The organism is uncultured Pigmentiphaga sp., from assembly GCF_937950555.1.
GTDB lineage: Bacteria > Pseudomonadota > Gammaproteobacteria > Burkholderiales > Burkholderiaceae_B > Pigmentiphaga.
On the sequence record NZ_CALFCW010000062.1, the window covers coordinates 1 to 24,067 of the forward strand.

The window sequence follows — 24,067 nt, forward strand, 5'->3', positions numbered from 1 at the left end:
TCGTCCCAGTGGCCCGTCAGGTGCCGGAATAGGCTAACCGCGTCGTGCAGGCCTCCGTTCAGGCCCATGCCTCCCTTACGGTGCTGCCGCTTTTCGAGCGCAATCTCTGGATCGTAAGCGACGAATGCGTTCAGGACGACGGTGCAGACTGGCCTAAGCTGGTGTGGGTAGTGGACGCCCGCCACGAGGCGAACCCGGTCCCGATCGGCACCTTCCCTGCCCCACCGTTCGAGGCGTTTGCGCGTCGCGGCGGCCGGTTCGGCGCGCACAACCTGCACGAAAACCTGCCCGCTCCCTGCTCGTTCCGCTCCGATCGGATCATCGTGGGCACGTTCTTCAATGCCGGCGTCCGCGTCTACGACACGAGCAACCCGTGGCAGGTGCAGGAAGTGGCCTACTACGTCCCGGCTGCGCCCTCACTCTCTCCCGTGGGCGCTATCCAGCTGAACGACGTATATGTAGACGATCGCCGTATCGTCTACACCGTCGATCGCTTCTGCGGTGGCCTCTACATTCTGGAAATGCACGTCGGATGAACGTCGCCATGACAACAGGTTCGCCCGCCCCCATCGCCGGCCGGTTCCCAGTGACGCTGGTTACGGGCTTTCTCGGCAGCGGCAAGACCACGCTACTCACCCGGCTGCTTCCCCACCCATCGATGCGCAACGCCGCAGTCGTCATCAATGAGATCGGCGAAATCGGCATCGATCACGACCTCGTTGCGTTCTCGTCAGAAAACGTCTCCGTGCTCGCCAACGGATGCATCTGCTGCACCGTCCGCACCGACTTACAGGAAACGCTGCGCGAACTTTTCGGACAGCGGCGCTCCGGGGTGATCCCGGACTTCGATCGCGTCATTGTCGAAACCACGGGATTGGCCGATCCCGCACCGGTGATGCAGACCCTGCTCAGCGATACGATGCTGGCGGCGCACTATCGCCTGGATGGGATCATCACCCTGGTCGACGCGGTCAATGGCGGCCAACAGTTGGAGGAATATCCCCAAGCCTCCAAGCAAGTCGCATTGGCCGACCGCATCCTCCTCACCAAGACGGATCTCGCCGGCCCAGGGCAAACGGTGCAATTGGAACGAATGCTGCGCAGGCTCAACGGAAGCGCTCCGGTCCTGCAGGTCCTGCACGGGCAGATTGAACCCGAACAGCTAACCGGCCTGGGGCTCGACGGCACACGCCCTACGACCGCGGCCTCGAGTTTCCTGGGAGCTCCCCTCGACGCTCCAGAAATGGCAGACGATTCCGTAGGCAAAGCGTTTCGCCCACATCTGCAAAACATACGCACGCTTTCGCTGAGGTTCGATGAACCGTTCACATGGGCCGCCGTCACCAGTGCCCTGGAACTGTTGACGGCATTACGCGGCCCCGACCTGCTCAGGATGAAAGGTATCCTGAACATCGAAGGAGCTCCGGTCGTCGTTCAATGCGTGCAGCACATATTCCACCCCGCGGTGCCGCTCGAACGTTGGCCGGACGAAAATCGCCAATCCCGCCTGGTTTTCATTACCCGAGCGATAGAACCCACTGCGCTCGAGTCGGCGTTCCGCGCGGCCCAGGCCCTGGCACGCGGAAGTGGGTGAACGCATCTCAGCCCGCCCCCCCCTTTCCTCGCGTCGCCCAGAGGGCGCATGCGCAGCAAAAGTTAGTTTGTGCTCACATTCAAAAACCCCTTCTTTACCGATAGGGCCGCTGGCGAAGAGGGTCTGCGCCGGCCGCGGTTCCCGGGGCAGGTTGGCAAGCGCAGTATCATGGATGTAAAAGCCGCATAAATGATGGATCTTGCCACACTCACCTGGAGGATCTCTCATGAGCAAACGTGTCAAGCTTCCCCCCATGCCGACCTTCGTCATGAAGCCTCTCCCGCCCGTTTATCGCGGTCCGGCCGTCGCGGCCGGGCGGGAGACGACCAATGTGACCGACTATCTCTGCCATCGCTGCAACACTGTATTGGCTACGCGTGTGACACCCGAACAAATCACTGGCACGGCGTTCATCTGCTGGAAATGTGGTGCGCACTCGGGGTTATTGCGCGCCCCGTCTCTGCAGTAAGCCCAGGATGACGAGCGGGGCAGATGGCGCGGCGACGGCTGCACCCTGCACGGCGGCCTAGGCGGCCGCCGCGTGCTGCCCCGCACGTCGTCCCCTGCCCGAGAGGTTAAGCTACGGGCTTTCGCGTCATAGAATGAAAAGAACGCGCTCGTTATGAAGACTGAACCCAAGAAGCGTCGTACCCAGGAAGAACGCAGCGCGGAAATGGAGCGCAAGCTGCTGGAATCCGCCATCGCCTGCATCGCAGAGTACGGAGTCACCGGTTCGCCCAACACCAAGATCGCTAAGCGCGCGAATGCGACTGGCGGAGCCATCCAGCATCATTTTGGCAACCGGGAAGGGTTACTGCTGCGCGTTGTCGATGACTTCGGCGAGCATTTGGAACGTGAGTCAGGATCGTTGGCCGTCACGGGGGGAACGCTGGAAGAACGGGTCGGGCAGGCCTGCGATGCGACTTGGCGCATCGTGAGCAGCAGGCACTACTTGGCGGTCCTGCAAATCCTCCTCGCGGTGCAAGATGATTCCGTCTTACGGTCCGATCTTTCCGATCGGCTGCAGGCCTTCGAGCAGTCCCTGGATCGACTCTGGACGGCGGCCCTGGCCGAAGTGACCACGAAAACCGAGCGCATAGCGGCCGTGCGCCATATCGCGATGGGGACTTATCGCGGCTTGGCGGTGCGGATGCTGTTCCGTCCCAACCATGCCAAGTGGTCCCTAGAGCTCGACCTCCTGAAAGAAATGCTGGTCAACGCGCTGCGCAGCCAGCCCGAATGACGGGTTTGCACCGTTTGCGACCACGGGTTCACCCTAGCTAGGGTTTTCATAGCCGCTTCAGGCTTGACGATCGGACTGACAGCCTCTAAAAACATTCATTGCACAATGAATGTTTTTAGAGGCTGGAGACAATGAGCACCCCCGACGATCACGCCACCCCCGTGCGCCAGCGATGCGTCACTTCCTACCCTGCCCGGCGAAACTACCGCCCGGGCGTCGTTCACCCTCCCCAAGCGCCCGGGGTCCAGAACGCCATCGATATCCATTGCCACGCCCATGAAGGCCAGCAAGACGCACTGTCCCTGGCCAAGCTTGCGTCCGAGAACGGCATGGCGGGCATTCTCTACAAGACCATAGGGCCGATTTCCGGTGATTACCAACCGGCGCGCGAAGTGCGCCGCGTCGTCGAAGCGCTGCACCGCTGGTCCGACCAGACCGGAATCCGTCCCATCGAGTGCTGGGCCGGCTACGGAATTACGATGGACAACCGTGAGCCCTCCTTGGAAAGGCTGCAGGAAAACCTCGACGACGGCGTCGTGGCAGTCTGGCTCCCCGTGTTCAACCATGCCAACACCTACTATAAGGTCGGAGGCAAAGCGATCTGGATGCATCCCGACGCGGACCCCCAGGCGCACACGCCTCCCCTGCCGTGGGAAGAAGCGCTGAAGTACGGCCATTACCTGATCGACGAGAACGGCAAACTCAAACCTTTCTATAAAGAGGTCGTCAGAAGAGTCGCCGACAGCGATGCTGCCTTATTCTTCGGACACGCGACACATCCGGAGATTTACGCGCTAGCCGACTTCCTGGTAGGCATCGGTTTCAAGCGCGGCGTCATCGACCACCCATTCAGCCCCTTCGTGGACTTAAGCATCAGCCAGATGCAGGAGCTTGCGCGCGCCGGCATTTATCTGAACTTCACCTACGACGAAATTTCCCCACTGCTCGGTGTCGACCCCAAGCGAATTTATGACGCCATCCGCGCGGTCGGCGTCGACTCTGTCACGTTGTCCAGCGATGCAGGGGAACCGCTCTTCCCGCACTCCGTGGAATGCATGCGGTTGATACGCGGATACATGGAAGCCTTCGGCCTGAGCCCGCAGGAACTAGACACCGTCTGCTGCGCCAACCCGGCAAGAGTCGTCGGATACGAGCACGCACTCGTTTCCTGAGCGCGTGCGCATCCAAACAAAACGAGAACCCACCCATCAAGCCCACCCATACCGCCCCAAGCCACGACAGCCATCCCTCCCACGGCTCGGGTAAGAGAGGAGACAACCCATGAAATCAAAGTCCAAGGGGGCGGCTCGCCGCCGCTTTTTGCAAAGCGCCTCGTCCGCCGTCTTGCTTGCCACGGCGCCCGGCATCCGCGCGCAAACTGAGAGCTGGCCAGCCAAGCCGATACGCTTCATCGTTCCCTATCCCGCTGGCGGGGGCGCCGACGCAGTGGGGCGCCTGGTCGCCCAGAAACTCGGCGCTGCCCTCGGTCAACAAGTCATCGTAGAAAATAAACCCGGGGCCAGCACGATCATCGGGACCGAAACGGTCGGCAGGGCCTCGCCCGACGGCTACACCATGGGCCTGATATCGGACTCCCATGCCGTCAACCCGTCCTTCTTCCCCAAACTGCCCTACGACAGCATGCGCGATTTCGAGTTCGCCGCGAAAGTCGTCGAGTTTCCCCTGATACTGGTGGCAAAGCGCGACCTGAACGTGCGGACGGTGAAAGAACTCATAGCCCTCGCCAAGGAACGCGATGGCAAACTCAACTTTGCGTCCGCCGGCAACGCCACGCCCCAACACCTCGCCATGGAATGGTTCAAGCTGCTGACGGGCACGAACATGAACCACGTCCCCTACAAGGGCGCCAATCCGGCCCTCATGGACGTGCTGGGCGGGCAGGTAGACCTCATGTTCGGCGCGACGGCGTCCGTGGTCCCTCACCTTGGCACCGGCAAGCTGACCGCATTGGCGGTCACCAATGTACGACGCCTGCCGAACCTGCCCGACTTACCGACGATGGCGGAAAGCCTGCCCGAATTCGACTCGTTCTCCTCGTGGTTCGGCATCGTGATGCCGGCTGGCACGCCGAAGTCCATCAGCGCCCGCGTTTCCAAGGAAGTACAAGCCATGCTTGAACTGGCCGACGTAAAGCGAAAGGTCGACGATCTGGGGCTCATTGCCACCCCGTCCTCCAATCCGGAGGAATTCCGGGCATTCGTTGCCCGCGAACTCGACATACGAGGAAAGCTGGTCAAGCTCGCGGGGGTCAAGCACGAATCGTAGCGTCTGAACCGGCCAGGCCGGAGACAACGCCACGCTCAAAGTCAACAACGACATCGACACAGCGCCGCAGCATGCGAACTCCGCGCGAAAAAAAAGCGGCGCAACCGTGTCCCGGGGCTTTTCCATTCTCAAGGAGGCCAAGCACGCGTACCAACGCCGCTTCGACAAAAAAAACCCTGCTGCTTGCGCAACAGGGTCCAGGGCTTGCCATGCGGGGATGAAAGCACCGGGGTACGCCGAAACGACACCCATGCTTCATCAAGAAAGCCTCGGGCCGGACGTGGAGGAGACACGCATAAAACCACCTCTCCGGCCATCGGCTTTCCCATGCAATCTGCAGGGGTCAATGCTGCAGACCACGTGGGAAAGTCTAAATACCCATCGATACCTGCTCAAGGCATGCAAAGGCAAAAACCGAAAGAGATTTGAGAATGATCAAGAACGCATCCTGACCACCACGCCGATAGGCGACCTCAACCAAACCTTGCGGTCCCGAAAAGCATTATGTAGGGCCGACATCTCGCTTCCTCGGGCCCACGGGAAACTCCGTATCCAGTCCAGGGGCGGGATTCCGTACGATCGCTCACCCACACTGCGGTGGGTACACAACAAGATAAGACCAGCTATCGGCCATCGATAGTCTTGGAGACATAGCCAGACAGCTCTTAGCTCGCGGAGAACAACCATGCACAACAGGCTCTCCCACACATTGAATGTGCTACGCCTATCCCTAGATCTGGCGAAAAACGCCATTACCAGCAATGATGCACGACTGCTCTCGGAGCTAAGTTCTGTCATCAAGAACAATGCCAGCGATATCCAGGACGCTTGCACCCAGCTCGTCAAGGCGTACTCCGCCCTTGCTAAAGAAAGGGATGCGTTGGCCGAGCAGATCAAAGCCCTGGAGAACCGCTTGGCCGAGATGACGAGCCACCAAAACAACCTGGCCGGCTACGTTCGCGTAGGAAACCATCAGGGAGGGATCGTCTACCTCGCCAACGCTCCCGAGGCAGCAACGGCATGCCCGAGCGAGGTTTGCGGCCTGCGCAGCAAAGAGAGCGCACATTGAGACTCGATGCGCGCGGCGGGTTCATGTAAGGCTTTGGTCTCCAGGGTGAGGGCAAGACAGCCCAGCGAGGAGGAGGCATTGGCACCGAAAGCCATGCCAGGCGCAAAGGGACTGAGATGGTAGCGGCCTGGAAATGAGTGGAGCGACCCCCGTAGGCTCTACATCATAAACGGGGGACGACCAGCATTCATTAGACTTGTTTTTGCGAAGAACCTGTCTAAAGGAAACAATGCTGATGTCCCCAATCGATTCTATCTTAGGGTTACCCGGTCTGGTGGTCCAAGAAGTCAAACGAGCCCAGGACATCCACGTCTGGGCCGCTCCCCGGCGACACCTGGCCTGCATCCACTGCGCCTGCACACGGGTGCGGATCAAGGCCACCCATCGGCGCACGCTCAAACACACCCGTCAGGGTAATCAACTGCTGGTGCTGCACCTGAGTGTGCCCAAGTATCACTGCACCGACTGCAATCGCTATTTCCGGCATCGGTTTACCGGGATTCGGCCCAGGCTGCGCGCGACCGAGGCCTATCGGCTGGAGGTATTCGAGGCTCACGAAGGCGGCGTCAGCCAGCGCAAGCTGAGAGCCACTCACCGCATCGGCAGCGCCACGGTCGAACGCTGGTATCAATCGTTCGTCAAGCAACGCGTATCCGAACTCTCGGGGCGTGCTTGCCCGCAGGTGCTCGGTATCGATGAACATTTTTTCAGCCGTAAAAAGGGCTACGCCACCACCTTGGTCGACTTAAAGAACCACAAGGTCTTTGACGTAACGCTGGGGCGTTCGGCAGCGAGCCTGCACGGGTATTTGAAGCGTTTGCCGGGTAAAGAACAGGTGCGCGTGATCGTGATGGATCTGTCCGAGACCTATCGTCGGATCGCTCAACAGCACTTCCCCAACGCCATGATTGTGGCCGACCGCTTCCACGTCATTCGACTGGTGAACCAGCATTTCTTAAAGCTATGGCAACAACACGATCCCGACGGTCGTAAAAACCGGGGGCTGTTGAGTCTGATGCGTCGTCATCGCTGGAAGTTGACCGCCATTCAGAAGGAAAGGCTGCACCGCTATCTGGCGCAGATGCCGGTGCTGCAGGCGTTGTATTTCGCCAAACAGCAGCTCAACGGATTTCTGGTTTTGAAGAGCTTAAAGGCCAAACGCGCACAAAAAATGCTGCCGAAATTCCTGGCTCTGATCCGGCAGTTCGAGCAAAGTCCAGCCAAGGCGCTGGCGGCGACGTTACTATCGTGGCTCGAGCCCATCGTGCGGATGTGGCGGTTCACTAAATCCAACGGGATTACCGAGGGCTTCCACACGAAGATGGAAATGCTCTCGCGCCGGGCGTTTGGGTTCAGAAATTTTGAGAATTACCGCATGAGAGTCTTGGCTCAGTGCGGTTGGAACGGTGTGATTAACCGGGTCTGATGAATGCTCATCCCCCGTTTATGGGGTAGAGCCCCCCCGTACTACCCGAGCCAATGCGGAACGTCTTCTTAGTTGGCGAGAGTGACGGCTAACCTTGAAAAGGACTGATTCTGGTGCCCGGGGCCGGACTCGAACCGGCACGCCTTGCGGCGGGGGATTTTGAGTCCCCTGCGTCTACCAATTTCACCACCCGGGCAATCCCGGCGCGAACGGCCGGGGGAGGGAAGCGCGCATTATACCCATATTTCGAGTACTCTGTCCCCTAGTCCCCCTGGAGCAAATCATGGCTTACGCAACCGCACGTCACATCCTCGTCTCCACCGAAGCCCAGTGCAATGAATTGAAGGCCGCGATCGAGGGTGGCGCGGATTTCGCCGAGGTGGCCCGGCAATACTCGGCTTGCCCGTCCCGCGCCGCAGGCGGCGACTTAGGCACTTTCGGACCGGGCGAGATGGTGCCGGAGTTCGACAGGGTCGTCTTCAGTGCGCCGGTCAATGTAGTGCAGGGACCGGTGAAGACACAGTTCGGCTACCACTTGGTGGAAGTCACCAGCCGGCAGGACTGACCGCGTCGGTTCGGCGCGTCTTCGAGGCGAAGGCGGTTGGCTCGGTACGGCGAACGGGCAGCCCCGCCAGCCGGGTTATCATGGCTGGTTTTCCGCTAATTTTTCAAGCCCTTAGCCGTGCCCGAGCTGACTCTCGACGATTTCGACTATGCGCTCCCGCCCGAGCTGATTGCGCAAACTCCCGCCGCCGACCGCACCGCCAGTCGCCTCCTGCACTTGGACGCCCGCGGCGACCTGCACGACCGTCGGTTTGCCGATCTGCCGGGCCTGCTGCGCCCGAACGACCTGCTGATTTTCAACGATACCCGCGTCATCAAGGCGCGCCTGTTCGGTGAAAAGAGCAGCGGTGGCAAGGTGGAAGTGCTAGTCGAGCGCATCATTGAAGCCGACCGGGCGCTGGTCCATTTGCGTGCAAGCAAGTCGCCCAAACCCGGTGCGGTCATGCGCCTGGCCGATGCTTTCGAGGTGACGATGCTGGGGCGCGAGGGCGACCTGTTCGATTTGCGCTTCCCAGGGCCGGTGCTGGAATTGCTCGCACAGTACGGGCAGACACCCCTCCCGCCCTACATTACCCACGCCCCGGACGCGGGCGACGACACCCGGTACCAGACGGTCTATGCGCGCGAACCCGGCGCGGTCGCGGCGCCCACGGCCGGCCTGCATTTCGATGAACCTTTGCTCGAGACGCTGCGGGCGCAGGGCATCCGGATGGCTTTCGTGACCCTGCACGTGGGCGCAGGCACATTTCTTCCGGTCCGCGCGGAAAAGGTATCCGAGCACGTGATGCACAGCGAGCTGTACACGCTTCCCCAGAAAACGGCAGATGCCATCGCCCAAGCCCGCGATGCCGGCGGCCGGGTGATCGCGGTAGGCACGACCAGCGTGCGCGCGCTGGAGTCGGCGGCGGCGGCGCATTGGCCGCTGCGGGAAACCCGGGGGGACACACGCCTTTTCATCACGCCGGGCTTCGAGTTCCGCGTCGTGGATGCGATGGTGACCAATTTTCACCTGCCCAAGTCGACGTTGATGATGTTGGTTTCCGCCTTTGCCGGCATGGAACCCATCCGCCGCGCGTATGCGCATGCCGTGGCGGAGCGCTACCGGTTCTTCAGCTACGGCGACGCGATGTTTATAGAACGATGAACGGACTCAAATTCGAACTGCTGGCCACCGACGGCCAGGCGCGGCGCGGCCGCGTCACGCTGAATCACGGGGTGGTGGAAACGCCCATCTTCATGCCCGTAGGCACGTACGGCACGGTCAAGGCCATGGCGCCCAACGAACTCGTGGAGATCGGGGCGCAGATCGTATTGGGCAATACGTTCCACCTGTGGCTACGCCCCGGCACGGAGATCATCGACGCCCATGGCGGCCTGCACGGATTCATGCAGTGGCACAAGCCCATCCTGACGGATTCCGGCGGATTCCAGGTATTCAGCCTCGAAGGCCTGCGCAAGATCACCGAGGAAGGCGTGCGGTTCGCCTCCCCCATCGACGGCGCGCGCCTGATGCTGACCCCAGAGGAATCCATGCGCATCCAGCGCAGCCTGAACTCCGATATCGCCATGGTGTTCGACGAGTGCACGCCCTACGAGATCGACGGCCGCCCTGCGACCGCGGACGAGGCCGCGACCTCGATGCGCATGTCGCTGCGCTGGGCGCGGCGCTCGCGCACGGAGTTCGACCGGCTGGAGAATCCCAATGCCTTGTTCGGCATCGTGCAGGGCGGCATGTATGAACACCTGCGCGATGAATCCCTCGCTGGCCTCACCGACATCGGCTTTCATGGGTATGCGATCGGCGGCCTTTCCGTTGGCGAACCCAAGGAAGACATGCAGCGCATCCTGGCGCACGTCGCGCCACGCCTGCCCCAGGACGCCCCCCGCTATTTGATGGGCGTCGGGACGCCGGAAGACCTGGTGGACGGCGTCGCCAACGGCGTCGATATGTTCGATTGCGTCATGCCGACCCGCAACGCACGCAACGGCTGGCTGTTCACCCGCTACGGCGATGTGAAGATCCGCAACGCCCGCTACCGGGACGATACCCGCCCGCTGGACGAAAGCTGCAGCTGCTATACCTGCCGCAATTTCTCGCGCGCCTATCTGCACCACCTGTTCCGGTCGAACGAGATCCTGGGCGCGCGGCTCAATACCATTCACAACCTGCACTATTACCTGAACCTGATGCAGGAGATGCGCGACGCCATTGCCGCCGGACGCTTTGCCGCCTGGCGCGCGGAGTTCGCAGCCAACCGCGCCAGGGGAGTGTAGGCCGCCGCGGGCGCAGTGCAAAGGGCGATGACAGTCTGCGCGACGCGTCCTCGCCCCTCGGCCCCCGCCCGGCCTCCATAGCGTCTAGAATGCCCCCTCACCTGGCGGTAAGGCGTGCCAGACACTTGCGGCGTTTGCCCACCGTGGCAACGATGTGGGTTATCCCTGAATACGCCCAGGCCCCTCCCAAGACGGCCTGGGCTACAATTTTGAGTTATTTTCGACGCAAGTCCTTGATTCCGGAGAAAAAATGTTGACAACCAACGCGCTCGCCAACGTCCTGGCGCAAGCTCCTGCGGCTGGCGGTGAAGGCGCCCTGATGGGAATGCTGCCCATCGTCCTGATGTTCGTGATCCTCTATTTCTTGATGATCCGGCCTCAGATGAAGCGCCAAAAGGAGCACAAGAACATGATCGCCGCGCTGGCCAAAGGCGACGAGGTGGTCACGGCCGGAGGCATCCTGGGCAAGGTCGCGCAGGTCAGCGATACCTACATTTCGATGGAAATCGCGCGCGAAGGCGACAAGCCGGTCGAAGTGCTGGTCCAGAAGACCGCCGTTCAGGCCGTGCTGCCCAAGGGCACCATCAAGGCCCTGTGAGCCGGGCGCTCGCGTCCATGCCGCTCCCGCGGCATCGATGCCTTGCAGGGGGCGGGCGCCAAGCGCCGCCCCTTTTTCGCATTCTGCGGCGTACCCCCGACGGGGTACTGGCGCCGACGCTCCAGCCTTCCGAGGTTTGATTACCGATGAATCGCTACCCTCTCTGGAAGTACATCATGATCGCGGTCGCGGTCGTGCTTGGCTTCATCTACACACTGCCGAATTTCTTCGGCGAATCCCCCGCCGTACAAGTCTCCAGCGCCAAGGCCACCGTCAAGGTGGATAACGACATGACCCAACGCGTAGACGAAATCCTGCGCGGCGCTGGGATCTCCAACACGGGGCTGTACTTCGAGCAGAATGGGCCGGTCGGCACAGTACGGGTACGCCTGGCCTCGACCGACCTACAGCTTCGCGCACGCGACCTGCTCGAGAAGGCGCTCAACCCCGACCCTTCGGATCCGAGCTACGTCGTCGCGCTGAACCTGCTTTCGGCCTCTCCCGCCTGGCTGCGCTCCCTGCACGCCTTGCCCATGTACCTTGGACTGGACCTGCGCGGAGGCGTGCACTTCCTGCTGCAGGTAGACATGAAGGGCGCGCTGACCAAGCGCTATGACGCGATCACCGGCGACGTGCGCACGCTGCTGCGAGACAAGAACATCCGCCACGGCGGCATCGAGCGCGTCGGGCAAACCATAGAAATCAAGCTGCGCGATGCCGCCACGCGCGACAATGCGCGCAACGTGCTGCGCGACGCGCTGCCCGATCTCCAGCTCACCGAGCAGGACGCCGCCGGCGAGTTCAAGCTGATCGGCACGCTCAGCCCGCAAGCCATCAAGACCGCGCAAGACAACGCGCTGCGCCAGAACATTACGACGCTGCACAACCGCATCAACGAGCTTGGCGTGGCCGAGCCGGTCATCCAGCAACAAGGCGCGGACCGCATCGTCGTCCAGCTGCCCGGCGTGCAGGACGTCGCCAAGGCCAAGGACATCCTGGGCCGGACCGCCACCCTGGAGGTACGCTTGGTGGACGATTCGCCCGAAGCGCTGAGCGCACTCGCGAGCGGAACCGTTCCCTTTGGCCTGGAACGCTATACCGACCGCGACGGGCGGCCCGTCCTGGTACGCCGCCAGGTCATCCTGACCGGCGAAAACCTACAGGACGCCCAAGCCGGCTTCGACGGCCAGACCCAACAGCCCGCCGTGCACCTCACGCTGGACGCCAAGGGCGCCCGCATTTTCCGCGACGTCACCCGCGACAACGTCGGCAAGCGCATGGCCATCCTGTTGTTCGAGAAAGGCAAGGGCGAGGTCGTCACCGCCCCCGTCATCCGCACGGAAATCGGCGGCGGCCGCGTGCAAATCTCCGGCAGCATGACCACCGTCGAGGCCAACGACGTCGCCCTGCTGCTGCGCGCCGGCTCCCTGGCCGCGCCCATGGAGATCATCGAAGAACGTACCATCGGCCCGAGCCTCGGCGCGGACAACATCAAGAAGGGCTTCGACTCGGTGGTCTACGGCTTCGCCGCCATCGCGATCTTCATCATGCTCTACTATGGGCTGTTCGGGGTGTTCTCGGTCATCGCGCTGGCCGTGAACCTGCTCTTGCTGATCGCACTGCTGTCCATGCTGCAGGCCACGCTGACGCTTCCGGGCATCGCTGCCATCGCCCTCACGCTAGGCATGGCGATCGACGCCAACGTGCTGATCAACGAACGGATACGCGAGGAATTGCGTAACGGCGCCACCCCGCAGCAAGCCATCCACTACGGGTTCGAGCGCGCCTGGGGCACGATCCTGGACTCCAACGTGACCACGCTGATCGCTGCCGTCGCCCTGCTGGCCTTCGGTTCCGGCCCCGTGCGCGGCTTCGCGATCGTCCACACCATAGGCATCCTGACCTCGATGTTCTCTGCCGTCGTCGGCGCGCGCGCGCTGGCCAACCTCTGGTACGGCCGACGCAAGAAGCTCACCAAGATATCGATCGGCCAGGTCTGGAAACCCGAATAGGTCGCACACCATGGAATTTTTCCGCATCCGCAAGACCATCCCGTTCATGCGCCATGCATTGGTGCTGAACGTCATCAGCCTAATCACCTTCCTCGCGGCGGTGTTCTTCATCGCGACCAAGGGCTTTCACCTGTCGATCGAGTTCACCGGCGGCACGGTCATGGAGGTCGCCTACCCGCAGGCCGTGGAACTGGACCAGGTCCGCTCCACCATTGCCGCAAAGGGATACAGCGACTTCCAGGTGCAGAACTTCGGCACCTCGCGCGACGTGATGATTCGCCTGCCCAACGTCGAAGGCAAGACGTCGACGCAGCAGAGCAACGAAGTCATCGAAGCCTTGAAGGCCTCCGATCCGGGCGTCGAACTGCGTCGGGTTGAGTACGTCGGCCCCCAGGTAGGCAGGGAGCTCGCCGAGGACGGCCTGCTCGCACTGCTTTTCGTGGTGATCGGCATCATGGTCTACCTCGCCTTCCGCTTCGAATGGAAGTTCGCCGTGGCCGGCGTGGTAGCCAACCTGCACGACGTCGTCATCATCCTGGGCTTTTTCGCCTTCTTCCAATGGGAGTTCTCGCTGCCGGTCCTGGCTGCCGTGCTGGCCGTGCTGGGCTACTCGGTGAACGAATCCGTGGTCATCATGGACCGGATCCGCGAGAACTTCCGCAAGCAGCGCAAGGCCACCGTCAGGGAAGTCATCGACAGCGCCATCACGGCCACCATTTCCCGCACCATCATCACCCACGGCTCGACCCAGATGATGGTGATCGCGATGCTGATTTTCGGCGGTCCGTCGCTGCACTATTTTTCGCTGGCCCTGACCATCGGCATCTGGTTCGGCATTTATTCGTCGGTGTTCGTGGCCGCCGCCATCGCCATGTGGCTGGGCGTCAAGCGCGAAGACCTGGTCAAGCCAGTCAAGAAGAATACGGAAGAGGTCGTCGGCTAACCCGCCACTTCCCTACTCTCCCACGCCCGGCGCCGCCGGGCGTTTTTTTGCATTCAGAACGACTGGGCGACGCCCGCGGCGCGCGCCACCTCGACGAAAGAGGCCACGAAAGGATCGACCAGGCGGGGGATCTCCCGTCCTTTCTTGGTGATGCGATAAAAATCGATCTCGACTGAAGGGCGCTGGAGCAATGCGACCTCCACCCCCAGGCGCTGGCAAATAGGCAAAGCGAACGACGGGACGAACCCGATGCCGAACCCGCCCGCTGCCATCGCGATGATGGTCGGCATGCTGGCATAAGCCGGCCGCTCTTCATGGGCCCGACCGATTTTCTCCAGGTACTCATCGATCAGGCCCTGGCTCGGATCGGCGGAAGCCAGGATGGGAAGCTTGGGCAATTGCGCCCAGCGGATCACGGGCAGGCCTCCGCCGCGGGCGGGCTTGAGATCCAGCGTGCCGGGCCTGGCGATGCAGAGCAAGCGGCACTTGAACAACGAGAGCCGGTCCGTGCCCGACGTGGTGCTGGGCTGCGCGCAAAACCCCACGTCTACCTCCCCGCTCTCTACCATCGCCAATATTCGCTCTTTGTTCACGTCGCGCAGCCGGACCGTTACGCCCGGCTCGAGCTCCGCGAAGCGCTTGCAAACGTCTGCCAAGAGACTCACGGCGACGACGGGCGCTACGGCGACCGTCAGCACGCGCTTGGCGTGGGCGCTGATCTTGCCCAGGGCAACGCATGCCTCGTCGAACTCGGCGAGCATGCGTTCTGCACGGGGCACCAGCTGCTGCCCGGCCGGCGTGAGGGACACCGCCCGCGTCGTCCTATCGAACAAGCGACAGTCGAACTGGGCCTCCAGGTCGCGCATCATGAAACTCAACCCGGCTTGGGTGATATGTAACTGCTCGGCCGCCCGCGTGAAACTTTGCAGTCGCGCCAGGCACAGGAACGCCTTCAACTGCCGCGTCGAGACATTCATAAGAATCACTTTTTAGTTAACAAGTCTTCCTCACTTTACTTGTTAAATGACCAGCCGTCTAATGAGGCCGTTCACCAGGCGCCGAGACGCCCATTCATGCGACAAGAACTATGACGAACGCTTCAAACGAGACGCTCATCGACCTCATCTACGCCGAGGCCCGCCACTTGGATGAGCAACGGTGGGAGGAATGGCTGGATCTTTATTTGCCGGATGCCGTCTTCTGGGTGCCCGCATGGAAGGACGATCACGTTCCCACGAGCGATCCGTCCAGGGAGGTATCGCTCATCTACGCCTGCGGCCGCAACAGGCTGGAAGAACGCGTCAAGCGCGCGACGGGAACGAAATCCCTCGCATCCCAGCCGCTGCCGCGTACGATGCACTGCATCACGAACCCGCTCGTCGCCCGGGACGATTCCACCGACGCATGGATCGTGCGATCGTACTGCGTGACGCATGTCTATGACCTGCGCACCGAGGCCTTGCGCACATCGGCCGCCCGCTATGAGCACACGCTCCTGATGCGCAATGGACTGCCGCGCATCGCGCGCAAGAAGGCGCTGCTGATCAACGACAAAGTGCCAACCGTGCTCGATTTCTACTGCATCTGACGGGAAAGGAAATGGCGATGCAGCAATTAGATTTGGCCAAGCTCCTGGACGACCGTCCCAACGAAGGCGTGTTCCGCGTCCATCGAGACGCCTTCGTCAGCCCGGAGATCTTCGAACACGAATTGGCGTCGATCTTCGAGCGCACGTGGGTATTCGTCGGGCTGAAGACGCAACTGCAGGAAGCACACGATTTTTTCACGACCCGGATAGGCCGCCAGCCGATCCTGGTCACGCGGGACGGCGAAGGCAAGCTTCACTGCCTGCTGAACTCGTGCCGGCACCGGGGCATGATGCTTACGTCCCGGCGCAGCGGCAATAGGCGTACCCATACCTGCCGCTACCACGGTTGGGTCTATGGGAGCGACGGCAGCAACCAGTACGTCACCAACCAGGAAGAGGGCCGCTATCCGGACTGGTTCGACGCTGCCGAACACGGGCTGGCGCCCGTCGCCCGCTTCGACAGCTACCGCGATTTCCTCTTTGCCAGCCTCTCGGAAGACGTGCCCTCCCTTTCCGAATATCTCGGCGACGCGCGCGTCTTCCTGGACCTCATCGCCGACCAGGGACCCGAGGGCCTGGAGTTCGTGCCCGGAAGTACTAGCTACACGTTCGACGCCAACTGGAAGCTGCAGTTGGAAAATTCGCTGGACATGTACCACTTTTCATCCACGCACGCATCGTACGTGGAGCTCCTGGCGCGCCGGCCGGCAGAGGCCTACGCGGGCGGTCCGCCCCCAGCCGTGCCGGAAACCCAGGGTACCTTCAGTTTCGGACACGGGCATGCAGTGACCTGGCGAGAAAGCCGGGCGACGGCTGCGCTCCTTGCCCGGCGCCGGCAAGCCTACGCCGCCACGATGGACGAAACCCGCCTGCGTTGGGCCTTGCGCGCCAGGAACCTGACCATCTTCCCCAATCTGCAAATCGTGGACAACGTCACCAGCATGATGCTCCGGGTCATCCATCCGCTGGCCGTGGACAAGACAGAAATGCGGACTTTCTGCCTCGCCCCCAAGGGTGAGGATGAGGACATGCGCGCCGCCCGCATCAGGGACTACGAAGACTTCTTCAACGCGAGCGGCCTCGCCACGCCCGACGACAACGTCGCGTACGAGTACAGCCAAGCGGGTTTCCCGGCCAAGGCTGCCGGCTGGACGGCCGGTTATCTACGCGGACTGGACACCCGCGACATGCCGCCCCTCGCGCCCTACAGTGCAGAACTCGGCATGCAGCGCGTCGACGGCCGGCTTGGGCCTCGCACCATGGGAGACGAAACTTGCTTTCATGACGGCTATCGCGAGTGGTATCGGCTGATGTGCCGTGCGCAACAGCCATAGTGATGCGCCCCCCTGCACCGACCTGCCGCCTCACCCACCATACCTATAACCGGAGACACGTATGACCGCTCGTCGAAACTTCCTGGCTGCCGCGCTCGCGGCCACAGCTGCCTTGGCCGGCCCTGCCAGCGCCCAGACTTCCTACCCCCACGGGCCGACCACGATGATCGTGCCCTTCCCCGCCGGCGGGCCCACGGACGTGCTGGCCCGCATCGTGAGCCAGCAATTGGCGGAGACCTGGAAACACCCGGTGATCGTCGATTACAAGCCTGGCGCGAGCACCATGCTGGGCACCGCGGCGGTCGCCAAGGCGGCCCCGGACGGCTACACCATCGGCGTCGTGAACTCGGCATTTGTGATCAATCCCAGCCTGCAGAAAAAACTGCTCTACAAGAACGAGGATTTGACGGCCGTCTCCCAATTGATCCGGGTGCCCCTGGCCATCGCCGCCAATCCCAATGCACCCTTCAATACCCTCGACGAAATGATCGACTATGCGAAGCGCAATCCGGGCAAGCTCACCTACGCGAGCCCCGGCACCGGAGGCACCTCGCATTTGGCCGGCCAACTCCTCGCGCGCCAGGCGGACATCCAGATCACCCACATTCCCTACAAGGGAAGCGCCCCCGCACATACCGACGTCATCGGCGGCCGCGTCATGGTCATGATAGACCCGATCTTTTCTCTCATGCCGCACATTCAATCCGGCAGGTTGAAAATGCTTGCGACGACGGGCCCGCAGCGCGAGGCGGCCTATCCCAACTATGCGGCAGTCGCGGAAAAATATCCCGGCTTCTCCGTCCAGGCGCTCATCGGGCTGGTCGTCCCCACGGGCACGCCTGCGGCAATCATCGACAAGATCCAACGCGATACCGCGGCGGCATTGGCCCTGCCTGCGGTCAAGAAGCGCGTGGAAGACTTGGGAATGGTGATCGTCGCATCCCGCCCCGCCGAGTTCGCCGCCCAAATCAAGAAAGAGACGGAACAGTGGGCGCAGGTCATCCGCGAGGCGAACATCGAACTGCAGGAATAGCGGCGTGGCAGCCTACGGATAAGTTGGGCGATGGCACAATAAGGCACCTTTGACCTCGACGGTTTGCCTATGTCCACTCCAAGCAAAATCCGCGTCTGGGACCTTCCGGTACGCATTTTCCATTGGCTGCTGGTCGCCTGTGTCGTCGGTGCATACGTGACCATCAAGGCCGGCGGCCTCTGGACCGAGTACCACATGCTGTTCGGCTATGCTGTCTTGGGGCTGATCCTGTTCCGCATCGTGTGGGGCTTCGTAGGCAGCCAGCATGCGCGGTTCTCGAGTTTCCTGCGCGGACCGTGCGCGGTCCTGGCGTATCTGAAAGGAACGACGCCCCGCCGCCCTGGCCACAACCCCTTGGGGGCATGGTCCGTCTTGGCGATGATCCTGCTGCTGGGCTACCAGGCCGTCACGGGGCTCTTCGCCAACGACGACATCTTCACCGAAGGCCCGTTGGCAAGCCTGGTCGACAAAGCATGGTCCGACCGGCTCACCGGTCTTCACAAGCTGAACGAGTGGATCATTCTTGCCCTGGTTGCGCTCCACGTGGCCGCGATCCTCTGGTATCGCGTAGCGAAAAAACAGAAGCTCACGCGCGCCATGATCACCGGCGATGCGCCTGCCTCCGAATTCGCCCCCGGGGCTGACTCCACGCGCGACACGACAGGAACGAGACTGCTCGCCCTCGCCATCGCCGCCATCGTCGCAGCCGTGGTGTATGGCATCGTGTCGATGCGCCCTGCCGGCTTCTGACCGCCTTGCGGGTCGTTCAGTTGAGGCGGCCTCCGTGCCGCCCGCCCCCTGACGACGGCCCGCCGCGACCGCCTCCAGCAGGTGGTCCCATGGAGCCGCGCCCCATGTCTCGGCCGCCCATCTCCCTGCCTCCGAACGGGCGGCCTGCCTGCGGTCCGCCCACTCCGCGCGCGGGCCCGCTTTCCCACTTCGGTCTGGCGTGAGGACTAGGTGTGCCGGAGCGACCGCCGGCCCCCCATCCTCCTTCCCGCCCCGTTTGCACGCCCCCCGAAGGCCGCGACACGCCAGTGCCGGGCGCCCTCACCGTCACGTCCCGCCCCCGGTCCGTGGACGGCCCGCGCGGGGAGATGTTGGGGCGGCGGCCGCCCTGGACCGGGCGATCGAGGCCCGAAGCGCGCGGCCCTTCCTCAGCGCGGCCCGGGGGCCGCCCTGGCGCTCCTCTCGGGAGCATGCCGTGTTGCCCATTGCCCCAAGCCGCGCCGCGGTCATGCAAGGCCGTGCGATCGATATGCGGCAACTCCCGCCGAAAACCGTCTGCGCGCGGACGATAATTCTCCCGACTGGCAAAACGGGAGTCTCCGCCGTGAAAACCGTGCCCGTGCGAAGGCAGGCGGTACGCCACGTTGCGCCGGTGATGCGGATCGTGCTTCCAGTCGACGTGGCTGAACCGGGTACGATTGAAGCGGTTGTAGTGATGAACGTTGACCACCTTCACCCTGTGGGCATGCCAGTCATAACCGCTCCAGAGCGCATGGCCGATGAAAAGCCCGACGCCAAATGAGAACACCGTGCCGGCGACGGCGTATCCCGGTGGATGCCAATAAAACGGCGGGAAGGCGGGATAGAGCCACGGTCCATACACGACGGCCGGATCGTAGATCGGGACATAGACCACTTCGGGCCTGGCTGGCTCGATGCGGATGACCGTCGAGCCACCCGAGGAGGGGGTGACCGTGACGGTCTGCTCGGAGCTGGAATTCAGGTTGCCCGCGGCCTGCGCGCGCGCACGCAAGGCCTGCACAGTGTCCATCAAGGCATCCTGCTGCGCCAAGAACACATCTCCCAGGCGAGAGGTCCAGCTCAGGCGCTCGTTCATCATCTCCAGCACAGTCGGGAACGCCGCCAGCGACTTCACGCTGGGATCCCAGTCCTGGTCCTGCAAAGCCGACTCCAGCGCCTCTCCCTGGAGATCGGGGTGGGCCTTGCGCCAGCGTGCGGCTTCCACGACCTCCAGCGGATACGTCGACGCCATCAAAATCTGCGACAGCAAGGCGTCCGGATACAGGGCGATGGGCGCGACGAGCTGCTCGAGCTCCGCCGCCTGGGCCAGGCTGCTACGGGCAGACACCGAGCCCTGGGCTGCAACCGGCCCGGCAGGCGTCACGGTGGCAAATGCCGCGGCCAGGCAAAACGCGATTCGGGAAATGGAAGCCATGGGGCCTCCTTGAAACGAGGGACACCGTATTCGACCGCTCCGCCATGAAAAAAGCCAGGGCATGGCCCCGGCTTTTTTGAAACAAATCACTTACAAATCACGAAAGCTATTTCAGTCGATTACCGGTTGCGGAAATTATCGTGGCACGCCTTGCAGCTCGCTCCCACCGCACCGTAGGCGGTTCGCACCTGGGCCAAGTCCCCCGACTGCGCAGCGGCGACCAGCTTGGCGATGTCGCCCTGCAAACGCTCCTGCGCCTGCTTGAACTTGGCGCCTTCCGACCACACGGCCGGGCGTGCGGCGCCGCCTTCGGTACCTTGTCCGAACGCGCTCCACGGCAGCTTGGACATCATCGCGACGATCTCTACGTCTGCCTTGACCTGCTCCGGGTCATACGGTTGCTGGCCACGCACCACCGGCGCGATGCGGCCGAAATGATTGGCCATGACGGTCAGTACCGATTGGCGGTACTTGATGGCATCCTCGGGTTTGGCGAACTGAGCGGCCGCAGTGCCGGGAGCCAGCAAGGGCGCCGCCGCAACACAGGCTACAGACAGTACACGCGCGAGTTTCTTCATCAAGGGCTCCCAAGAGGAACGGAACAGAATTGGAGTACCGCGAAATTAAACCAAGCGCCCCCGCGAGGGAAGCACCAGCCTCCCCCATGCGGCGAGAAACAATAGGAGGGACGCTCAGAGCGATCGCGCCAGCTTGGCCGCCAGGCCGATGTAACTGCGAGGCGTCATCGCCAACAATCTGGCCTTCGGTTCTTCGGGAAGTTCCAATCCCAGGATGAATTCGCGCAGGGCTTCTTCGCTGATGCCCTTGCCGCGGGTCAGTTCCTTCAGGCGCTCGTAGGGCTGGGGCAGGCCATAACGACGCATGACCGTCTGGACGGGTTCGGCCAGCACTTCCCAGCAGCTGTCCAGATCGGCATCGATGGCGGATGCGTTGATCTCAAGCTTATCCAGGCCGCGCAGGCACGCGTCGTAGGCCACCAGGCAGTACCCGAAGGCCACGCCCAAATTGCGTAGTACGGTGGAATCGGTCAAATCGCGCTGCCAGCGGGAAATGGGCAGCTTGTCGGCAAGGTGGCGCAGGGTGGCGTTGGCCAAGCCCAGGTTGCCTTCGGAGTTTTCGAAGTCGATGGGGTTGACCTTGTGCGGCATGGTCGACGAGCCGATCTCGCCGGCCTTCAGTCGCTGCTTGAAGTAGCCGAGCGAGATATAACCCCAGATGTCGCGGTTCACATCGATGAGGATGACATTGGCCCGCGTCACGGCATCGAACAGGGCTGCCATCCAGTCATGCGGCTCGATTTGGATGGTGTGGCGGTTCTGGGTCAGGCCGAGCCCCTTCAACACCTTCGCGCTAAAGGCCTCCCAATCGACTTCCGGATAAGCCGCCAGGTGGGCATTGAAATTACCGGTCGCGCCATTGAGCTTGGCCAGCGGCTCGACCCGCTCGATTTCCGAGATGGCCCGCCCCAGGCGCGCCGCCATGTTGGCGAACTCCTTGCCCATGGTGGTGGGGCTGGCGGGTTGGCCGTGCGTGCGCGATAGCAGCGGCTGGTCGGCATGCTGGTCGGCCAGCGCAGCGAGCTTGTCGTAGACCTTGCGCAGCGACGGGACGAGCACCTGGTCCCGGGCGGCGCGCAGCATCAACGCGTGCGACGTGTTGTTGATGTCTTCGGACGTGCAAGCGAAATGGATGAATTCGGCCGCCGCGCGCAGTTCTTCGTTGTCGGCGACTTTTTCCTTCAGCCAATACTCGACGGCCTTGACGTCGTGGTTGGTAGTGCGCTCGATTTCCTTGATGCGGGCGGCGTCGTCTTCCGAAAAATCGGACACTAGCTCGGCCAGCCGCTGGCGGGCAGCGACGCTAAACGGCTTGAGCTCCGGCAGGCCGGCGTCCGACAGGGCGACGAGCCACGCCACTTCGACCTGCACCCGATGATGCATGAAGCCGGCTTCGGACAAAAGCGGACGCAATTGCGCGCCACGGCTGGCATAGCGGCCGTCCAGCGGCGACAATGCATTGAGGGGGGTGAGTTGGTCGGAAGTTTTCATAAGCGCTTGAAAGTAAAAAGAAATTGTAGCACCGCAGCATTCGCGCAAGCGGTCTGAATGGTATACTCCGCGGCCCATTCCCACGCCCGCCGGATGGCTCGATTTTAGGCCTTCCCCTTTTCGCGCTATGAAATTGATCGGCTCTTTGGCCAGCCCCTTCGTCCGCAAAGTCCGCGTCGTCCTGGCGGAGAAGAAGCTCGACTATCAATTCGAGCTCGAAAACGTGTGGGCGGACGACACCCGCATCCAGGACTCGAACCCGCTAGGCAAAGTACCCTGCCTGATCATGGAGGACGGCGGCGCGGTCTTCGATTCGCGGGTCATCGCCGAATACCTGGACACCATCACGCCCGTATGCCGCCTCCTCCCCCAGTCCGGCCGCGACCGGGCGGAAGTCAAGTGCTGGGAAGCCTTGGCCGATGGGCTATTGGACGCCGCGGTGCTGATACGGATCGAGCATACCCAGCGCCCGGAAGGAATGCGCAGCGAGCGCTGGATCGCCCGGCAACGAGGCAAGATCATCGCCGCGCTGGAGGCGATGGAAACCGGCCTGGGCGACAAGCCGTTCTGCGCGGGCAACAGCTATACGTTGGCCGACGTGGCCGTGGGCTGCGCCCTTGGCTATCTGGACTTCCGCTTCCCTGAGCACGATTGGCGCTCGGACCACCCGCGGCTGGCCCGGTTGCTCGACAAACTGTCGCAACGTCCCTCATTCATCGAGACGGATCCCCGCAAGGCATAGGCTACGGGCGCCACAGGCCCCGGCGCGGCGCCACTGTTATGCTTCTCCGTTCTGCATGAACGGAGGCCTACAAGCCCTGGTTCGCCGCGCGATACACCGCCTTCTTCCTAGCAGTACTGGGCACCGTCGCATTCGGGGCCGCCAGCGTGAACGACCCTGACTGGAGCATCCTCGCGCTGGCGTTCGCCGGCCTGGCGATGCTCGGCGTCATCGACCTGGCCCAGACCAAGCACGCCATCCGTCGCAATTACCCTATCCTGGGCAACCTGCGCTTCCTGTTCGAATTCGTCCGCCCCGAGCTGCGCCAGCTGTCGGGCGGCAAACCCGTAGGCTTCAAGCTGTGCGTGGACCACCCCTGGGAGTGGTTTGCGATCGTCAAAGCCATGCTGAAAACCGGCATCACGCCGGACTTCATCGTGGTGGACGGTGCCGAAGGCGGCACTGCGGCTGCGTACAAGCCCAGGCGTGCCACACCGACAAATGCCCCACCGGCGTCACGACGCAGGATTCGCTGCGGCAACGTGCGCTCGTGGTGCCGGACAAAGCGGAGCGGGTCTACAAGTTCCACCGCAACACCTAGCGCGCCCTCAGCGAGCTGGTGTCGGCAGCGGGCCTGGACCATCCGTCCAAACTGAGCGCCGAACACATCGTCCGCCGCGTCTCGGGCAATGAAGTCAAACTGCTTTCCAGCCTCTTCCCCTTCCTCAAACGGGGCGAACTGCTCAGTGGCCTGCCTTCCTATACGGTTTACCGGAAATATTGGCCCATGGCCCAGGCCGAGTCGTTCGAGGCGATGCTGCAGCAGACCGAGGCCGCTTGAACGCGAGCCACTGAATCTCGACAAGCAAATCGGCGCTTCTTCCACAGCAGGTCAACTGATCAACGGCGGTGAGCACGCTGCTCTCCGCTGAGCCCCTTCATCTGCGTAGGGATTCCTGTCCTAGTGCCGCCGGCTCGCCGGAACGCGCTATGCGCCCTACGAGACGCAGAGCTATCCATCTTCACGCCTTTACGCCTCCGGTCAAAGCGCTCGAAGCTGAGACCTTTGTGCCGCGAGTTGTGGCCCGCGGTCCGACAGCAACACCTCTGCATCGGCAATTCGCCAAC

General features: G+C 62.6%; 23 protein-coding genes, 1 tRNA gene and 1 pseudogene. 20 read left to right on the plus strand and 5 right to left on the minus strand.

Translation table 11 applies throughout. The features are described from left to right. Positions 1 to 44 precede the first annotated feature (44 nt). From Q0319_RS14250 to Q0319_RS14285, 8 genes are all read left to right on the plus strand, one after another. Positions 45 to 536, plus strand: a complete 492-nt coding sequence (locus Q0319_RS14250) for a hypothetical protein (RefSeq protein ID WP_299453662.1) — start codon at positions 45 to 47, stop codon at positions 534 to 536. Between the two features lie 8 nt (positions 537 to 544). Beyond that, positions 545 to 1,594, plus strand: coding sequence for a GTP-binding protein (locus Q0319_RS14255; RefSeq protein WP_299453665.1), 1,050 nt, complete (start codon positions 545 to 547; stop codon positions 1,592 to 1,594). 226 nt (positions 1,595 to 1,820) lie between these two features. Continuing rightward, a complete protein-coding gene (locus Q0319_RS14260) occupies positions 1,821 to 2,063 on the plus strand; it encodes a hypothetical protein (protein WP_299453668.1) in 243 nt (80 codons plus the stop codon). Between the two features lie 153 nt (positions 2,064 to 2,216). Beyond that, positions 2,217 to 2,837 (plus strand): TetR/AcrR family transcriptional regulator, encoded by a 621-nt coding sequence (locus Q0319_RS14265; protein ID WP_299453671.1) that lies wholly within the window; start codon positions 2,217 to 2,219, stop codon positions 2,835 to 2,837. 131 nt (positions 2,838 to 2,968) lie between these two features. Further along, a complete protein-coding gene (locus tag Q0319_RS14270) occupies positions 2,969 to 4,009 on the plus strand; it encodes a DUF6282 family protein (protein ID WP_299453673.1) in 1,041 nt (346 codons plus the stop codon). A 109-nt stretch (positions 4,010 to 4,118) separates the two neighbouring features. Continuing rightward, positions 4,119 to 5,123 carry a tripartite tricarboxylate transporter substrate binding protein gene (locus Q0319_RS14275; RefSeq protein WP_299453674.1) on the plus strand — a complete coding sequence of 335 codons (1,005 nt, stop codon included), beginning with the start codon at positions 4,119 to 4,121 and terminating at the stop codon, positions 5,121 to 5,123. Between the two features lie 685 nt (positions 5,124 to 5,808). Beyond that, a complete protein-coding gene (locus Q0319_RS14280; protein ID WP_299453675.1) occupies positions 5,809 to 6,192 on the plus strand; it encodes a hypothetical protein in 384 nt (127 codons plus the stop codon). Positions 6,193 to 6,427: 235 nt separating this feature from the next. Beyond that, complete coding sequence (locus Q0319_RS14285) at positions 6,428 to 7,618, plus strand: ISL3 family transposase (RefSeq protein WP_299453676.1); 1,191 nt, start codon at positions 6,428 to 6,430, stop codon at positions 7,616 to 7,618. Between the two features lie 111 nt (positions 7,619 to 7,729). Here the strand turns inward: Q0319_RS14285 and Q0319_RS14290 are convergent. Further along, positions 7,730 to 7,814 (minus strand) — tRNA-Leu (locus Q0319_RS14290). Positions 7,815 to 7,901: 87 nt separating this feature from the next. Here Q0319_RS14290 and Q0319_RS14295 point away from each other — a divergent pair. The 6 genes from Q0319_RS14295 to secF all read left to right on the plus strand — a co-directional run bounded on the left by Q0319_RS14295 (position 7,902) and on the right by secF (position 14,009). Beyond that, complete coding sequence (locus tag Q0319_RS14295) at positions 7,902 to 8,183, plus strand: peptidylprolyl isomerase (RefSeq protein ID WP_299453677.1); 282 nt, start codon at positions 7,902 to 7,904, stop codon at positions 8,181 to 8,183. 117 nt (positions 8,184 to 8,300) lie between these two features. Continuing rightward, positions 8,301 to 9,326, plus strand: a complete 1,026-nt coding sequence (gene queA, locus Q0319_RS14300) for a tRNA preQ1(34) S-adenosylmethionine ribosyltransferase-isomerase QueA (RefSeq protein ID WP_299453679.1) — start codon at positions 8,301 to 8,303, stop codon at positions 9,324 to 9,326. Beyond that, positions 9,323 to 10,456 (plus strand): tRNA guanosine(34) transglycosylase Tgt, encoded by a 1,134-nt coding sequence (gene tgt, locus Q0319_RS14305; RefSeq protein WP_299453681.1) that lies wholly within the window; start codon positions 9,323 to 9,325, stop codon positions 10,454 to 10,456. The genes queA and tgt overlap by 4 nt, the downstream gene beginning before the upstream one ends. A 250-nt stretch (positions 10,457 to 10,706) precedes the next feature. Continuing rightward, entirely contained in the window at positions 10,707 to 11,054 is a 348-nt protein-coding gene (yajC, locus tag Q0319_RS14310; protein ID WP_296470861.1) for a preprotein translocase subunit YajC, read from the plus strand. Between the two features lie 146 nt (positions 11,055 to 11,200). Further along, positions 11,201 to 13,066: a protein translocase subunit SecD gene (gene secD, locus Q0319_RS14315; RefSeq protein WP_296470859.1), complete on the plus strand. Its 1,866-nt coding sequence runs from the start codon at positions 11,201 to 11,203 to the stop codon at positions 13,064 to 13,066. 10 nt (positions 13,067 to 13,076) lie between these two features. Beyond that, complete coding sequence (gene secF / locus Q0319_RS14320; protein WP_296470856.1) at positions 13,077 to 14,009, plus strand: protein translocase subunit SecF; 933 nt, start codon at positions 13,077 to 13,079, stop codon at positions 14,007 to 14,009. A gap of 53 nt (positions 14,010 to 14,062) precedes the next feature. On the opposite strand, the gene Q0319_RS14325 is transcribed toward secF, so the two are convergent. After that, a complete protein-coding gene (locus Q0319_RS14325) occupies positions 14,063 to 14,986 on the minus strand; it encodes a LysR family transcriptional regulator (protein ID WP_299453685.1) in 924 nt (307 codons plus the stop codon). A gap of 110 nt (positions 14,987 to 15,096) precedes the next feature. On the opposite strand from Q0319_RS14325, the gene Q0319_RS14330 reads away from it, so the two are divergent. The 4 genes from Q0319_RS14330 (at position 15,097) to Q0319_RS14345 (ending at position 18,714) form a co-directional block, all read left to right on the plus strand. Further along, positions 15,097 to 15,597, plus strand: a complete 501-nt coding sequence (locus tag Q0319_RS14330) for an aromatic-ring-hydroxylating dioxygenase subunit beta (RefSeq protein WP_299453688.1) — start codon at positions 15,097 to 15,099, stop codon at positions 15,595 to 15,597. Positions 15,598 to 15,614: 17 nt separating this feature from the next. Next, entirely contained in the window at positions 15,615 to 16,931 is a 1,317-nt protein-coding gene (locus Q0319_RS14335) for an SRPBCC family protein (RefSeq protein ID WP_299453690.1), read from the plus strand. Between the two features lie 61 nt (positions 16,932 to 16,992). Continuing rightward, positions 16,993 to 17,964: a tripartite tricarboxylate transporter substrate binding protein gene (locus Q0319_RS14340; RefSeq protein ID WP_299453693.1), complete on the plus strand. Its 972-nt coding sequence runs from the start codon at positions 16,993 to 16,995 to the stop codon at positions 17,962 to 17,964. 69 nt (positions 17,965 to 18,033) lie between these two features. Then, entirely contained in the window at positions 18,034 to 18,714 is a 681-nt protein-coding gene (locus Q0319_RS14345) for a cytochrome b/b6 domain-containing protein (RefSeq protein WP_296470995.1), read from the plus strand. A 16-nt stretch (positions 18,715 to 18,730) separates the two neighbouring features. Here the strand turns inward: Q0319_RS14345 and Q0319_RS14350 are convergent, their stop codons facing one another. The 3 genes from Q0319_RS14350 to purB form a co-directional block, all read right to left on the minus strand. Beyond that, positions 18,731 to 20,149: a DUF3300 domain-containing protein gene (locus tag Q0319_RS14350; protein ID WP_299453696.1), complete on the minus strand. Its 1,419-nt coding sequence runs from the start codon at positions 20,147 to 20,149 to the stop codon at positions 18,731 to 18,733. Between the two features lie 119 nt (positions 20,150 to 20,268). Further along, positions 20,269 to 20,727, minus strand: a complete 459-nt coding sequence (locus tag Q0319_RS14355) for a cytochrome c (RefSeq protein ID WP_296470535.1) — start codon at positions 20,725 to 20,727, stop codon at positions 20,269 to 20,271. Between the two features lie 114 nt (positions 20,728 to 20,841). Continuing rightward, positions 20,842 to 22,218, minus strand: a complete 1,377-nt coding sequence (gene purB, locus Q0319_RS14360; RefSeq protein ID WP_296470538.1) for an adenylosuccinate lyase — start codon at positions 22,216 to 22,218, stop codon at positions 20,842 to 20,844. 127 nt (positions 22,219 to 22,345) lie between these two features. On the opposite strand from purB, the gene Q0319_RS14365 reads away from it, so the two are divergent. After that, a complete protein-coding gene (locus Q0319_RS14365) occupies positions 22,346 to 22,960 on the plus strand; it encodes a glutathione S-transferase (RefSeq protein WP_296470540.1) in 615 nt (204 codons plus the stop codon). 269 nt (positions 22,961 to 23,229) lie between these two features. Beyond that, positions 23,230 to 23,871, plus strand: a pseudogene (locus Q0319_RS14370) (glutamate synthase-related protein); the annotation flags it as partial. Between the last annotated feature and the right edge of the window lie 196 nt (positions 23,872 to 24,067).